The sequence below is a fragment of the Micromonospora trifolii genome (genome assembly GCF_050516465.1).
Taxonomy (GTDB): Bacteria; Actinomycetota; Actinomycetes; order Mycobacteriales; family Micromonosporaceae; genus Micromonospora; species Micromonospora trifolii.
Genome location: NZ_CP191526.1, coordinates 6,749,923 through 6,764,400, shown reverse-complemented (window position 1 = coordinate 6,764,400; position 14,478 = coordinate 6,749,923). Strand labels below are relative to the sequence as shown.

The window sequence follows — 14,478 nt, the reverse complement described above, 5'->3', positions numbered from 1 at the left end:
CCGGTCGTCGCCGTAACCGACCGCGAACGGCCGGACGGACCGACACGATCGCCGGAGGCCGTGGCGCTCAGGTCCAGCGGAGGATGTTCCTACGCCAGGCGTAGAGGATGCCGAGCGCGAGCACCGCCACGAACACCGCCATCTCCACCACCGTCACCAGACCGAAGCCCGGCCGGTCGAAGACGACCGCCCACGGGAAGAGGAACACCGCCTCGACCGCGAACAGCACGTACAGGTAGGCGTACACGTAGTAGCGAATCTGCATCTGCGCCCAGTCGGCACCGACCGGGTCGAGCCCGCACTCGTAGCTGGTCCGCTTGCCCGGCGGATCGGCCGGACGCGCCGGGCGTAACACCCGGTTGGCCGAGAACGCCGTAACGAAGAAGAGAACGCTGGCGAGCAGCAGGAGCCCGAGCGTCGCGTACGAGCCCAGGTATCCGGTCACAGTCGGCAGCCTACCGTCCGCCCGGACGGGCCGTCCCAAACACGTTACGGATTTGTTTCCGGATGGGACTAGTGCACCGGGGCAACTGTTACCGAATATTGGACACCCACCCATGTCACCGGAGGACAGATGGCCCGCGTGAAGGCATCGCCCGGTAACCGGGCGGAGGGGCGGCGTTCCACGCCCCTGCTGGCGACCGCGCTCGCGCTCGGCCTACTCACGGCGCTCGCCGTGGGGCCGACCTGGGCCAGCGCGGCCGCACCGGACGCGGACCCGGTCGCGACCTCGGCCGAGCCGATCAACGAGCCGGGAGGGGAGGGGCCTCCGACCACACCGGCGGAGGAGCCCACCCCGACCGAAGACCCGGGCGGTGAACCGGAGCCGACCGACCCGGCACCGGAGACCACCGCGCCACCACCGGAGACGACGCCACCGGCGCCGGTGACCACCGCCCCGGAGGTCCCGCCAGCGCCGACCACCAGCGCGCCAGCGCCGGGCGGCACCACCCGACCGCCCAGCCCGGCTCCCCCGGTGCCACCGACGATGCCCCCGGCCCCGCCAACACCCCCGGCGCCGACGGTCCGCCCGCCCGCGCCGGGTTCGGCGCCGCCGCCGCAGAGCCCGCTGGGCGTGCAGGTCACCACCGGCGACGTCACCCTCACCGAGGCGTACTGGAACACGCCGAGCACGGCCGTCACCCTCCAGGTCACCGTGCACAACACCGGTACCACCACGGAACAGATCCGACTCTCGTACACGCTGCCCGCCGGGCTGACCGACGCCGGCACGAAGGGCTGCGCCGCCACCGGTGGTGGGACGTACCGCTGTGGGGCCTGGGCGGCCGCAGCCGGCGTCCGGTTCAGCACCGTGCTGCGGCTACGGGTCGCTGGCACGGCGTGGAAGCAGATGCCGCTCAGCGGCTCCGTCCAGGTCATCGCGGACGCGCCGGGAACGGCCGGGGAGGCGACCGACGACCAGGGCTTCGCGGTGCTCTTCCCGCCCGGCCCGCCGGTGCCCGGGATCGCGCTCGCCGCCGACGAGGTGGCCTTCGACATCAGTGGCGGCCCCAGCACCCTCACGCTGCGGCTGGGCAACACCGGCGCGGTGGACGCCGCCGGCCGGGTCGAGGTCGTCCTGCCGGCCGGAGTGACAGTGCCGACCCCACCGCTCGGCTGCGTGGCGGTCGACCCGACGCGTACCCGCTGCGACGCCGGCCTGGTGCTGGCGGGCACGACCGCCGAGGTGCAGCTACCGGTGGAGGCGACGCCGCAGGCGCAGCGGGAAGCGCCGCTGTCCGGGGCCGTGATCGGTCAACTCGATCCACGCAGCGGCCCGACCCGTCGGGTGCAGATGAGCTTCCGGATCACCGCGGCGGCCGCCCTGGCCACGCCGGTGGTCTCTCCGCCCGCGCCGACCGGCTCGCAGGGCGTACTGCCCGCCGGTGCCGCGACCCGAGACGGCGGGTTGACCTCGGTGCAGCGCACCGCGGTCATCCTGATCGCGGTCTCCACGCTCCTGGTGGTGTTGGCTCTCACGCTGGCCACGACCTCGCTACGCCGCCGGTTCGGCGGACCGCCGCCCGAGCCCGCGCCCAACCCGGCCGACTGATCGACGGACGACCCCGGCAGCGCGCGGCCGGGGTCGTCGGCGCAACCGGTGGTGATCTGAATTACGGCGGGCGGGGCGTAACACCGCAAATGTGGGCGTTTCGCGACCACTTCGGGTCCCAGTCGGCGGACCTCCGGGGATGGTTAGGGCTCCCTTAGACGTAGGCTCTCAGGTGAGGAACGACAGCGGCCGGACCAGCCTGGGGCGGTGCGGTGAAGCGTTGCGTCAAGGAGGTTCCGTGGCCGGGCAAGCCCCGCAGTCGCGAACGAAGGTGGCACAGTGACCAAGCAGATCCGTCAACTCGACCGGGTGGTCATCCGGTTCGCCGGTGACTCCGGCGACGGCATGCAGCTGACCGGCGACCGGTTCACCTCGGAGACGGCGCAGCTCGGCAACGACATCTCCACGCTGCCAAACTTCCCCGCCGAGATCCGGGCTCCCGCCGGCACCCTGCCCGGCGTGTCGAGCTTCCAGGTGCACTTCGCCGACTACGACATCCTCACGCCGGGCGACGCGCCCAACGTGCTGGTGGCGATGAACCCGGCGGCGCTCAAGGCCAACCTGGCCGACCTGCCGCGCGGCGCGGACATCATCGTCAACACCGACGAGTTCACCAAGCGCAACCTCGCCAAGGTCGGTTACCAGGCCAGCCCGCTGGACGACGACTCGCTGGCCGGTTACGTCGTGCACCCGGTGGCGCTGACCTCGATGACGGTCGGCGCGCTCGCCGCCCACCAGGTGTCCAAGAAGGACGCCGAGCGGTCGAAGAACATGTTCGCCCTCGGCCTGCTCTCCTGGATGTACTCCCGGCCCTACGAGTCGACGCTGCGCTTCCTGGAGCGCAAGTTCGCGGCCCGTCCGGAGCTGGTCGCCGCGAACGTCGCCGCCTTCAAGGCCGGTTGGAACTTCGGCGAGACCACCGAGGACTTCGCAGTCCGCTACGAGGTCAAGCCGGCCAAGATGAAGCCGGGCACGTACCGCAACATCACCGGCAACGCGGCGCTCTCGCTGGGGTTGGTCGCCGCCGGGGTCCGCTCCGGGCTGCCGGTCTTCCTCGGCGCGTACCCGATCACGCCCGCTTCGGACATCCTGCACGAGCTGAGCAAGCACAAGCGTTTCGGCGTTCTCACCGTGCAGGCCGAGGACGAGATCGCCGCCGTCGGCGCCGCGCTCGGCGCCTCCTACGGCGGGTCGCTCGGCGTGACCACCACCAGCGGCCCCGGCGTGGCACTCAAGAGCGAGACCATCTCGCTCGCGGTGGCGCTGGAGCTGCCGCTGGTGATCGTCGACGTGCAGCGCGCCGGCCCGTCGACCGGCATGCCGACCAAGACCGAGCAGGCCGACCTCAACATGGCGCTCTACGGTCGGCACGGTGAGGCGCCGGTCGCGGTGATCGCGCCCCGGTCACCGTCGGACTGCTTCTTCGCGGCGCTGGAGGCGGCCCGAATCGCGCTGACCTACCGCACCCCGGTGATCCTGCTGTCCGACAACTACGTCGCCAACGGCTCCGAGCCGTGGCTGCTGCCGGACGTGGAGTCGCTGCCCGACCTGCGGGTGGAGTTCGCCACCAAGCCCAACGGCGAGGACGGCACCACCTTCCTGCCCTACCTGCGTGACCCGGAGACCCTGGCCCGGCCGTGGGCGATCCCCGGCACCGCGGGCCTGGAGCACCGGATCGGCGGTCTGGAGAAGGCCGACAAGACCGGGGACATCTCCTACGACCCGGCCAACCACGACTTCATGGTGCGCACCCGGGCCGCCCGGATCGAGACCATTCCGGTGCCGGACATCGAGGTGGAGGACCCGGACGGCGACGCCCGGGTGCTGGTCCTCGGCTGGGGCTCGACGTACGGGCCGATCGGCGCAGCGTGCCGCGGGGTCCGCCAGCGCGGCCTCTCCATCGCCCAGGCGCACCTGCGGCACCTGGCACCGATGCCGGCCAACCTCGGTGAGGTGCTCCGCTCGTACGACAAGGTGGTCATCCCGGAGATGAACCTGGGCCAGCTGGCCCACGTCATCCGGGCCCGCTACCTGGTCGACGCGATCAGCTACAACCAGGTCCGCGGCCTTCCGTTCACGGCCGCCGAGCTGGAGACGACGCTGGAAGAGGTGCTGAAGAATGTCTGAGCCCGTCGCCGTCAAGCTCACCGCGAAGGACTTCAAGTCCGACCAGGAGGTGCGCTGGTGCCCCGGCTGCGGTGACTACGCGATCCTGGCGGCCATCCAGCAGTTCATGCCGGAGCTGAACATCCCCCGGGAGCGCACCGTCTTCGTCTCCGGGATCGGCTGCTCGTCCCGCTTCCCGTACTACATGAACACGTACGGGATGCACTCGATCCACGGTCGGGCCCCGGCGATCGCGACCGGCCTGTCGGTGTCCCGGCCGGACCTGTCGGTCTGGGTCGTCACCGGCGACGGCGACGCGCTCTCCATCGGTGGCAACCACCTGATCCACGCGCTGCGGCGCAACGTCAACCTCAAGATCCTGCTGTTCAACAACCGGATCTACGGTCTGACCAAGGGTCAGTATTCTCCGACGTCCGAGGTCGGCAAGATCACCAAGTCGACACCGGCCGGCTCGGCGGACGCCCCGTTCAACCCGCTCTCGCTCGCCCTCGGCGCGGAGGCCAGCTTCGTGGGCCGCACCATCGACTCCGACCGCAAGCACCTCCAGTCGGTGCTGCGGGCCGCCGCGGAGCACGAGGGCTCGGCCTTCGTGGAGATCTACCAGAACTGCAACATCTTCAACGATGGGGCGTTCGACCAGCTCAAGGACCCGTCCACCCGGGACGACTACCTGATCCGCCTGGAGCACGGGCAGCCGATCACCTTCGGCGCCGACGGGCGGTTCTGCGTGGTGCACCCGCCGGGCGGCTTCGGCCTGGAGGTCCGGGACACCAGCTCGGTCCGCCCGGAGGAGATCGTCGTGCACGACGCGACGGTGGCCGACCCGGCGTACGCCTTCGCGCTGTCCCGGCTGCCCGGCCTGGACCTGCGCAACACTCCGATCGGGGTGTTCCGCTCGGTGGACCGGCCGTCCTACGACAGCGTGGTGCAGGCTCAGCTCGCGGCCGCCAAGGCGAAGGTCACCGAGACCCCCGAGCAGCAGCTCGCCGGCCTGCTGGGCAGCGGCGACACCTGGACGATCATCTGACGCTCGGAAATGGGACAGGGCCCGCAACCGTTCGGTTGCGGGCCCTTCCCGTTACTGCTGCGGACAGCCTGATCAGAAGACCAGGTTGAAGACTCCCCAGCCGGTGCCGATGACCCCGCCGCTCGAATCGATCCACTGGCCGTAGCCGTTGGTCGTGTAGAGCCGCATCCGGCCATTGCCGTCGACGCCGAGCATGTCCATCATGTTGTCGCCGCTCCAGTCGCCCGGAACCATGATGTTCTTGAAGCCCTGCCAGCCGCCACCGATCTTGGTGCCGAGCGGGTTGGTCCAGCCGCCCTTGCTGTCGGACTGGTACATCTTCAGGTCGCCGGTCGAGGTACGACCGATCAGCACCTCACGCCCGTCGCCCTTCCAGGCCCCCGGGGTGAGGAACAGGTTGAACCCGTTCCAGCCGTTGCCGATCTTGGTGCCCAGCGGGTTCTCCCAGCCGCCATTACCGTTGCTGGTGTAGCGGATCAGGTCGCCGTTGGACTTGCGCACCAGAAGGCTCGGCCGGTTGTTGCCCAGCCAGTTGTTCGTCACCATGAGCGCGGTGAAGCCCTGCCACCCGGTGCCGATCTTCTTCGCGCCACCGACGAAGTTGCCCTTGCCATCGGTGTTGTAGATGAACAGCTCACCGTTGGGCTTCATCGCCATGATGGACGGCTTCTTGTCGCCGTTCCAGTTGTAGACGCGGAAGACCCGGCTGTAGATGTTCCAGCCCGCGCCGATCTGCTGAACCCCGTAGAAGCCGCCGTACCCGTCGTTGGAGAAGCCACTGCCGTACCACAACGCCAGGTTGCCGGCGGCGTCGCGGGCGAGCAGGTCGGTGTGACCGTCGCCCGTCCAGTCCGCGTTGACCAGCGACGGACGGGTGAGGTCCGCCTTGATGGAGTTGTTGTAGTAGCTCAACCGCTCGTAGTAGCCGGGCGACGAACCACACGGCTGGAAGCCCCAGTCGGTGATGCCGACCTGGACCCCGTTGACGAGCAGCGGACCGCCGGAGTCACCCCCGCAGGTGTCGCTGCTCGGCGTGGCGTCGGTGCCCGCGCCAGCGCAGATCATCCGGTCGGCGAGGTAGAGCCCGGGGATGTTGCAGTCCTCGTTGGACCGCATCGGAACAGTCGCCTTGCGCAGCCGGCTGTCCGGGTTCTCGTCGTCGGACGCGGTGACGCCGTAGCCCGCGATCTGGGCCTGCGTGCCAGCCACGTACGGAGTCTGGTCACCCTGGGCGCTCAACGACACCGGCTTGTACACGCTGGGCAGGTTCTGCTTCAGCGTGAGGACCGAGACGTCGTCCACGATGGGCGCGGTCTCGGGGTTCTCGTACTGCTCGGCGATGTTCCAGCCCGGGTGGGTCCAGGTCGAACTGACCTCGGCGACGAACCCGCTGCCACCGACGATCTGGCCGTTGCTGTCGACCAGCCGGTCGTTGCCGGCGATGACCCGAGTGGTGCCGGGCCCGTCGGCGGTGCAGTGCGCGGCCGTCAGCACCTTGTTGGGGGCGATGATCGTGCCGGTGCACCAGTACCAGTAGAAGTCCGGGCCATCCTGGAAAGTGGTGACGATACCCACGATGTACGGAAACTCGGAGGCGCTCGCCAGGGTCCCCTGGAAGACCTTGGGAGAGGCACCGGTGCCGGACTGGAAGGTCCGGCCCTGGGCGCCCGGCTTGGGAAGCGTGAGCTTCCCCTTGTGCAGGTTCGGCAGCTTGCTCAACCGGTCCGGTCGCTCGCTGCTCGCCACGTCGTACGCGCCGCCGGCGGGGGCGGCTTGAGCACTGGTCGTGGGTGCCACGGCCGCCACGCCCGTGAGGGCGAGGCCCGCCATGACGCTGGCGTACCACCGCCGCCGGGCTCCTGCGGATGTTGCCACTTCAGCCACTGATTGCTTCCCGTCGTTCGATTAACGAGGCACTCGGAACTGCCCGGGATGACCTGCGTGGGACGCGACGGGTGAACGACAAACCACACCAGGGCGGAGTCCGCCCGGAACTAGAAAAATTTCCCCGTCGTGCCTGCGCCAACGACGCTGCACCGGCAAGCCCCGGCAGCGACACCCATTGACAGCTCTAAGCCGGGACACCGTAGCAAGGGTTCGATCGGGAAGCTGCCCGGTAACGAGGTTTTTCCATGATCCGCAACCAGACCGCGACGAACCGACGGGGTCAGCGCAGCCGCGACTCATCCGGACGGGTTGCGACCTCCAGCCGCCTGGTGTTCAGAACTGGATGTCCCGCCACGGAGGGCAACCGTCCGGTGTGGAGCGGACACCCTCCGTGCGACGAGCAACGAGCGACGGGCAGTCAGCGGGCAGCGCCGGCTGGCAGCCAAAGGTTGTCGATCTCCTTTTCGGTCGCCGCGAGGCTCGCCTCGTGCAGCGGGATCAGCTCGGCCATCGCCGGCACCGACGGCGCCAGGGTCAGCTCGGTGCTGATGAAACGCGGCTCCATGCCGGTCAGCGACAGGCCGTGTGGGAGCCACGGCTCCGCGTGGTCCCAACCGTTGCGCGGGGTCCCCTCGCCGTAGCCGCCACCCCGGGTCGCCAGCACCACGAATTCGCGTCCACCGAGCAGGCCCTGCTGGGTCGTCGGATCGAACGCGAGGCCGGGCACGATCAGGTGGTCGACCCACGACTTGACACTGCTCGGCGCGCCGTAGTTGTAGAGCGGCAGCCCGAGCAACACCACGTCGGCCTGCCTCACCTCGTCGACCAGCCGCTCGCTGAGCTCCCAGGACTCGCGCTGCGCCGGCGTGTGCTGGTCCGGTGGCGTCATCCGCGCCAGCCCGCCCTCCGAGTCCAGGTGCGGCAAGGGCTCGGCGCCCAGGTCCCGGTAGGCCACGGTGCCGTCCGGGTGGGCCGCACGCCATGCGTCGACCGCGCGGGCGGTGAGCCGCCGGCTGACCGACCAGTCACCGCGGATGCTCGAGTCGATATGCAGCAGATGCATTATTCCTCCTCTAGGAATCGTCTGTGAAGCACCAACTATTTATAGCAGGCCGATGTTCCGCCGAGTCGGTAGACTGGGTCACATGTCCGCGCAGCCGCTCGACTCCTCCGAGCACCGCTCGGGCGCACTCCTGGACCATCTGGCCCGGCGGATGCGACTGCGGTCGGAGTCGGTGCTGGCGCCGCTGGGGCTACGCCCCCGGCACCTGGTCGCGCTCACCGTGCTGCGCGCCGGCGGTGGCACCGGGCAACAGGCGCTCGCCGCCATCCTGGAAATGGACAGCACCAACATCGTCGGGCTGCTCAACGACCTGGAGGCGAAGCAGCTGATCGAGCGGCGGCGCTCACCCGAGGACCGCCGCCGACACGTCGTCGAACTCACCGACAATGGAGCAAAACGCCTCAGTGAGGCCGAATGCGCCCTGGCCGGCGCCGAGAACGAGGTGCTGGGCGCGCTCGATCCCGCCGAGCGGGAGACGCTCTACGAGCTGCTCAGCCGGGCCTCCAGCGGCACGCCGATCAGCTGCACCGAGGCGATCTGCGCCACCGACGCCACCTACTGACGCCGCGTCACCACAACGGCGGAGCAGTCACGCCAGCCGGCCCGGCGGTCACACCGGCAGCGCCGGGATGATCAGGCGGTGGTGGCCGACTGGGGGCGGTCGTCGCGTACGTGCACCAGCATGTCGCCGGTTTCGATCACCGCGCCGGCCCGGTCGGCCAGGGTGACCACCTTGCCCCGCCGCACCAGGGCGATCACCAACGACTCCAGCTCTCGCGGCGAGCGACCCACCTCGTCCCGCTCCGCGGAACGCATCGCCAGCGCCATGCCCTGGCCGGGAGTGAGCAGATCCTCCACCACGTCGATCAGCGGCGGCGCCGAGGTGGACAGGCCGAGCAGCCGGCCCGCCGTGGCCGAGGAGACGATCACATGGTGCGCCCCACTCTGCTTGAGCAGCGGGGCGTTCTCCGCCTCCCGGGCCGCAGCGATGATGCGGACCTGCCCGGCGGTGAGCTGCCGTACCGTCAGCGCGACCAGCACCGACGCGTCGTCACTGTCGGTCGCGATGATCACGGCCTTCGCGTTTTTGACGTGCGCCTCGTTCAGCACCGACGAGCGGGTGGCCGAGCCCTCGATCGCCACCAGCCCAGCGGAGGTGGCCTGCCGCAGGGCGGCGGCGCTGCGCTCCACCACCACGATCCGCGAGCGGTCCAGACCGTTTTCCATCAGGGCGGAGACAGCGCTGCGCCCCTTGGTGCCGTAGCCGCAGATGATGACGTGGTCCTTCACGGCTCTCCTCCACCGCGACAGGCGACGGCCGGTCCGGTACTGCTCGGTCAGAACTTCCAGGGTGGTACCGACCAGGATGATAAGGAAGATCACTCGGGCCGGGGTGATGAAGAGGACGTTGACCAGCCGGGCCGACGGTGCGGCCGGGGTGATGTCCCCGTAGCCGGTGGTCGAGAGCGACACGACCGCGTAGTAGAAGCAGTCGAGGAGGGTGAGGCCGTCCTCGTTGACATCGCGGTAGCCGTCCCGGCCCAGGTAGACCGCGGCGACCACGGCGAAGACCAGGCCCAGGGCGGCGGCGAGCCGAAGGCTCAGCGCGCTCAGTGGGCCCCGGCGCTGTGCGGGAAAATGGATCACCGTCGAACCTGCTCCCCCGCCGTCGCCTGCACGCCCACAACATAGCGGGTACACCGTCGACCGCACGTCCGGGTTGCGGCGGACAACCGGCGGCGCGCCCGCACCCGACTACCGGACGACAACGACGAACCGGTGCAGGCCGGCAGACGGAGGGGGCGCGACCCTCGTGACGACGAGCGGCAGACGGCGAGCCGAGGCCGACGACGAATACACCGAGTACGTCCAGTCCCGGATGGTGCAGTGGCGGCGCACCGCCTACCTGATGTGCGGGGACTGGGACCGGGGCGACGACATCCTGCAACGGGTGCTCACCGAGTTGTACCGCTCATGGGCGCGGGCCCGGCAGGCCGATCACCTGGACGCGCTGGTCCGCACCATGTTGGTGCGGCGACTGATCGACGAGCGGCGGTTGCGGTGGGCGCGGGTCCGCCTCGGCACCGCGCTGCCCGATGTGTCCAGGGCCTTCGCCGACCCGACCGACCGGATCACACTGGTCGGCGCGCTGCGGCAGGTGCCACCGCGCCAACGCGCGGTGCTGGTGCTGCGGTACTTCCAGGACCTCAGCGTCGAGGAGACCGCCAAGGTCATGGGCTGCTCGACGGGGACGGTGAAGAGCCAGACCGCCAAGGGCCTGGCCACCCTGCGCGCCCTGCTCACCCCCACCCTGACCGGCAACTGAGAGGAGCGATGATGCTGGACGAACGCCAGATTGGCGACCTGATGCTGACCGAGATCGAATCGGCCGAGCGGCCCTCCGACGTGCTGGACGTGGAGCGGGCGATGCGCACCGCACGACGGCAACGCCGCCTCGCCCAGGGAGCTGGCGCCGCGCTGCTGGCGGCGGCGCTGACCGTCGGCGGGCTCACCGTCCCCGACCTGCTCACCGCGGACCGGCCGCCGGCCCCCGCTCCGCTCGGCGCGGCGCCCGTCGATGGCGAGACCGGCCTGCCGGTCGCGCTCACCACTGTCGACCCACAGCGGGTGTACGTCCGGTTCGGTTGGCTGCCGGACGGGATGCGGGATCTCCAGTACCAGGCCGGACTGCTCCTCTCCGGCCCTGGTGTGTACCTCGGCGCGTCCAACGGCCACACCGACGACCAGCGGCAGTTCGTGACGGTCTCGCTCCTCCCGAAGGGCGTGGAGCCGTCGGCACCGCAGCGGGACAGCGGTGAGCCCGCCGTGGCCGGCGACTCCGACCGCGGTCCCCGACTGAACGGCGGGGACAGCGTCTTCGCCAGCTACTCGGGCGCCGAGAAGCCGGAGGCGATCCTGCGCTGGCAGTACGCCCCGGACGGCTGGGCACAGGTCCGGGTGTTCGGGACCGAATCGGACGTGCGGGAAACGGCGACGCAGGTAGCCCGGTCGCTGCGCTTCGGCGCCGACACCGTCCCGATGCCGGCGACGGTGGCGGGCGTACCGGCCAACCTGCGGATGATCAACGTCAGCGTGTCCGAGTCGCTGGACCAGCCCAGATCCTGGTTTGCCGGGTGGACCTGGACCCCGGAACCGGCTACCGCCGAACCCGGCCGCCAGCGGGCCCACACGCTGACCGTCGGCGTCTCCCTGTACCGCAACGTCACCGATCCCACCGACAGGGCGTACGTCGACCCGAACACCACCCTTGCCGGGCACCAGGCCCGGTTCGGTGGAAACAACGGCAACGAGTCGCTGATCGTCTACGACGTCAACGGGGCGAACGTGTCGATCGACGACAGCGCTCTGCTCCCCACCGGTGGCACCAGGGCATTGTTCCCCGCAGTCAAGCTGGTGGCCGAGCCGGTCAACTGGCACACCCACCTGTACCGGTGAGAGCCCCGGGCCCGCGCCGTCTGAGCGGCGCGGGCCCGGACGGGTCGGTCCGAACGGCCGAGGACGGGCATGATGAGGGTGTTCCCGACGACGACCGCGAAAGTGAGGCCGGCATGTCGTTGCTGCGACGAGTCATCGGCGGAGTGCTCCGCCGCCACCGCCAGCGTCAGGGCCGCACGCTGCGCGAGGTGGCCGCGTCGGCAGACGTCTCCGTGCCCTACCTCTCGGAGGTCGAGCGGGGTCGAAAGGAGGCCTCCTCGGAGGTGCTGGCGGCGATCTGCCGAGCGCTCGGCATCAGCCTCGCCGACCTGCTCGGCGAGGCCCGCGACGACATGCGCCGGGTCGAACCCCGCCTCCCGGCCGCGCCGCGCGCCGCGCTCACCCACCTGGAGCGGGTCGATGCGACTCGGCGGGAGATCGGCAACGCCACCCTCCTGGTGGGTCCGCGTGTCGGCGGGTTCGTCCTGCACCGCGGGCCGCTGGCGAGCGAGCCGACCCTCAGCGTCGGCGAAAGAGCCTTCGCTGGTGGCTCGCGCCCCGGTCCGCGTACCGCCGCCCTGGCTGACTGCGCACAGACCCGGCTGGGCCTGCGGCGGCTGACCGTCGCGTAGGCCGCGTGGGTTCTGCCGTCGGCGGATCTGCCGGCGGCAGAATCACTGGGCCAGCCACCGCCGTCGCCCGCACGCTGAAGGGGCCGGTCCACCGGGTGGTCCTCACCGCCCGCCGGCGCGGTGGAAGGCGGCGGCACATGATCGGGTACGACGTGCGAATGTTGGAGGGCGGGCAGCCGTCCTTCGGTGACCATGTGTTCGAGCGGCTGCTGCGGGAGCGGATCGTCTTCCTCGGCACCGAGGTGACTGAGGAGTCGGCCAACCAGATCTGCGCGCAGATCCTGCTGCTCGCCGCAGAGGACGACGACCGGGACATCTACCTCTACATCAACTCGCCGGGCGGTTCGGTGAGCGCGGGGATGGCGGTCTACGACACGATGCGCTACGTCCGCAACGACGTGGCGACGCTGGCGCTCGGGTTCGCCGGCTCGATGGGGCAGTTCCTGCTCTGCGCGGGCGCGGCCGGCAAGCGGTACGCGCTGCCACACTCACGGATCATGATGCACCAGCCGTCCGGCGGGATGGGCGGAACCGCCGCCGACATCACCATCCAGGCGGAGAACATGCTGCACGTGAAGCGGACGATGCAGGAGCTGATCGCCCAGCACAGTGGACGAACCCTGGACGAGATCCAGCGGGACTGGGACCGGGACCGGTGGTTCACCGCCGAGCAGGCCCGCGAGTACGGCCTCATCGACCAGGTGGTCACCCGAGCCGAACAGCTGCCGACGTCCTGATCAACGTCTGGTGGCACCGGTACCGCCAGACCACCCCACCCCATTAGCCTCCGTAGATATCTTGGCGGGCGCAGAAGGAGTGGGAATGACGGACGGTTACGAAGGCAGCTGCTGCGGCGACGACACGACCACATCCGCCGTGAGTCGCCGCACGATGTTGCGCGCGGCGGTGCTGGGTGCGGGCGCCATCGGCACCGGTGGCCTGCTGGTCCCCGAGGCCGCACAGGCCGCGCCGGCGATCTACAACCCGTTCAGCGCCTACCCGATCACCGACACCTGGGAGGGTCACCTCAGCCGCGGTTCACTCGGCGGCATCGACTTCGGGATGGGGGTGGGTACGGCGTTGCCGGCCTGCGGCGCCGGCACCATCCAGAACATCCCGAACAACGGCACGGGCGGGCACACCGTCACGATCCAGCACACGGACGGGTACCGCAGCCAGTACCTGCACCTGTCGCAGTTCCTGCTCGCCAACGGGACCAGCGTGGGCGCGGGCACGATCGTGGGCCGCTCCGGCGGCGCGGCCGGCGCACCCGGCTCGGGCAGCTCGACGGGCCCGCACCTGCACTGGCACATGATCGACCCGTCCGGCACCCGGATCAACCCGCTGGCCTTCATCCAGCACAACCCGGCCGACCAGCCCCGTCAGGTGTTCGAGGCGGCCAGCAACACCGGCTGGCGCGCCCTACCGGTCGCCGGCAGCGCGGGCGCGGTGACCGGCACGGCGACGACAGCGATCACCCAGGGATCCACGAAGATCCTCTACACCCTCAACGGCGGCCGGATCCACGAGGCCGCCAGCAACGCCGGCTGGACCAACCTGTGGACCGGCATCCACGGTGCACAGGGCACCGCCCTGGCCGCGATCAACCTCGACGGGGTGAAGCTGGTCTACAACGTCGTCGACGGGTACGTGCACGAGGCCGCCAGCAACAACAGTTGGCGCAACCTCAACACCGGCATCGGTGGCGCCAGCTCGTCCTCGATCTCGGTGATCGTGCTGAACGGCGTCAAGTACGTCTACAGCATCGTCGGCGGTTACGTACACGAGGCGCACAGCGCCAACGCCTGGCGGAACCTGAACACGGGCATCCCGGCCTCGGCGGTAGCGGCCATCACACTGGGCACCACGAAGATCCTCTACACCCTCAACGGCGGCCGGATCTACGAGGCCGCCAGCAACGCCGGCTGGGCCAACCTGTGGACCGGCATCTACGGCGCGCAGGGCACCTCGCTGGCCGCGCTCAACGTCAACGGGGTGAAGCACATCTACAACGTCGTCGACGGGTGGGTGCACGAGGCGGCCAGCAACAACAGCTGGCGCAACCTGAACAGCGGGGTCCGCGGCACGCGGGCAGCCGCCTTGGGACTGGACGGCGTCAAGCTCATCTACGCCGCCTGAGTCGCCCTCCGCGCCGCGAGCCCTCTGAAGTTGATAAGGGCTTCGCGGCGCGGAGCACCACTTTTGCGGATCCCGCGCAGCGTGCCGACCACGTTTGGTGATCGCGCTGGCGTGC

At 70.1% G+C, this 14,478-nt stretch carries 13 protein-coding genes; 9 read left to right on the top strand and 4 right to left on the bottom strand.

What is annotated here, in order from left to right; translation table 11 throughout:
* Nucleotides 1–67 precede the first annotated feature (67 nt).
* Nucleotides 68–445: an NADH-quinone oxidoreductase subunit A gene (gene ndhC, locus ACQRWP_RS31530; RefSeq protein ID WP_088951356.1), complete on the bottom strand. Its 378-nt coding sequence runs from the start codon at nt 443–445 to the stop codon at nt 68–70.
* 129 nt (nt 446–574) lie between these two features.
* On the opposite strand from ndhC, the gene ACQRWP_RS31525 reads away from it, so the two are divergent.
* The 3 genes from ACQRWP_RS31525 to ACQRWP_RS31515 all read left to right on the top strand — a co-directional run bounded on the left by ACQRWP_RS31525 (nt 575) and on the right by ACQRWP_RS31515 (nt 5,207).
* Complete coding sequence (locus ACQRWP_RS31525) at nt 575–2,053, top strand: hypothetical protein (protein WP_430499841.1); 1,479 nt, start codon at nt 575–577, stop codon at nt 2,051–2,053.
* Between the two features lie 279 nt (nt 2,054–2,332).
* Nucleotides 2,333–4,180: a 2-oxoacid:acceptor oxidoreductase subunit alpha gene (locus ACQRWP_RS31520; protein ID WP_430499840.1), complete on the top strand. Its 1,848-nt coding sequence runs from the start codon at nt 2,333–2,335 to the stop codon at nt 4,178–4,180.
* On the top strand, nt 4,173–5,207 hold the full coding sequence (locus ACQRWP_RS31515) for a 2-oxoacid:ferredoxin oxidoreductase subunit beta (protein WP_430499839.1): 1,035 nt from the start codon (nt 4,173–4,175) through the stop codon (nt 5,205–5,207). Before ACQRWP_RS31520 ends, ACQRWP_RS31515 begins: the two co-directional genes overlap by 8 nt.
* A 72-nt stretch (nt 5,208–5,279) precedes the next feature.
* On the opposite strand, the gene ACQRWP_RS31510 is transcribed toward ACQRWP_RS31515, so the two are convergent.
* Both ACQRWP_RS31510 and ACQRWP_RS31505 read right to left on the bottom strand, forming a co-directional pair.
* On the bottom strand, nt 5,280–7,037 hold the full coding sequence (locus ACQRWP_RS31510) for a trypsin-like serine protease (protein ID WP_430499838.1): 1,758 nt from the start codon (nt 7,035–7,037) through the stop codon (nt 5,280–5,282).
* Nucleotides 7,038–7,512: 475 nt separating this feature from the next.
* A complete protein-coding gene (locus tag ACQRWP_RS31505; RefSeq protein WP_430499837.1) occupies nt 7,513–8,157 on the bottom strand; it encodes an FMN-dependent NADH-azoreductase in 645 nt (214 codons plus the stop codon).
* A gap of 82 nt (nt 8,158–8,239) precedes the next feature.
* On the opposite strand from ACQRWP_RS31505, the gene ACQRWP_RS31500 reads away from it, so the two are divergent.
* Nucleotides 8,240–8,719, top strand: a complete 480-nt coding sequence (locus ACQRWP_RS31500; protein ID WP_430499836.1) for a MarR family winged helix-turn-helix transcriptional regulator — start codon at nt 8,240–8,242, stop codon at nt 8,717–8,719.
* A 71-nt stretch (nt 8,720–8,790) separates the two neighbouring features.
* On the opposite strand, the gene ACQRWP_RS31495 is transcribed toward ACQRWP_RS31500, so the two are convergent.
* Entirely contained in the window at nt 8,791–9,804 is a 1,014-nt protein-coding gene (locus ACQRWP_RS31495) for a potassium channel family protein (protein ID WP_112603739.1), read from the bottom strand.
* Nucleotides 9,805–9,970: 166 nt separating this feature from the next.
* Here ACQRWP_RS31495 and ACQRWP_RS31490 point away from each other — a divergent pair, with 166 nt between their 5' ends.
* From ACQRWP_RS31490 to ACQRWP_RS31470, 5 genes are all read left to right on the top strand, one after another.
* Nucleotides 9,971–10,483, top strand: coding sequence for a SigE family RNA polymerase sigma factor (locus tag ACQRWP_RS31490; protein ID WP_430499835.1), 513 nt, complete (start codon nt 9,971–9,973; stop codon nt 10,481–10,483).
* A gap of 11 nt (nt 10,484–10,494) precedes the next feature.
* A complete protein-coding gene (locus ACQRWP_RS31485; RefSeq protein WP_430499834.1) occupies nt 10,495–11,613 on the top strand; it encodes a hypothetical protein in 1,119 nt (372 codons plus the stop codon).
* Nucleotides 11,614–11,726: 113 nt separating this feature from the next.
* A complete protein-coding gene (locus ACQRWP_RS31480) occupies nt 11,727–12,224 on the top strand; it encodes a helix-turn-helix domain-containing protein (protein WP_430499833.1) in 498 nt (165 codons plus the stop codon).
* A gap of 137 nt (nt 12,225–12,361) precedes the next feature.
* The gene (locus ACQRWP_RS31475; protein ID WP_430499832.1) at nt 12,362–12,961 is read left to right on the top strand and encodes a ClpP family protease; all 600 of its coding nucleotides are present in this window, start codon (nt 12,362–12,364) and stop codon (nt 12,959–12,961) included.
* Between the two features lie 85 nt (nt 12,962–13,046).
* Nucleotides 13,047–14,363, top strand: a complete 1,317-nt coding sequence (locus tag ACQRWP_RS31470) for a M23 family metallopeptidase (protein WP_430499831.1) — start codon at nt 13,047–13,049, stop codon at nt 14,361–14,363.
* The last annotated feature ends 115 nt before the right edge of the window (nt 14,364–14,478 follow it).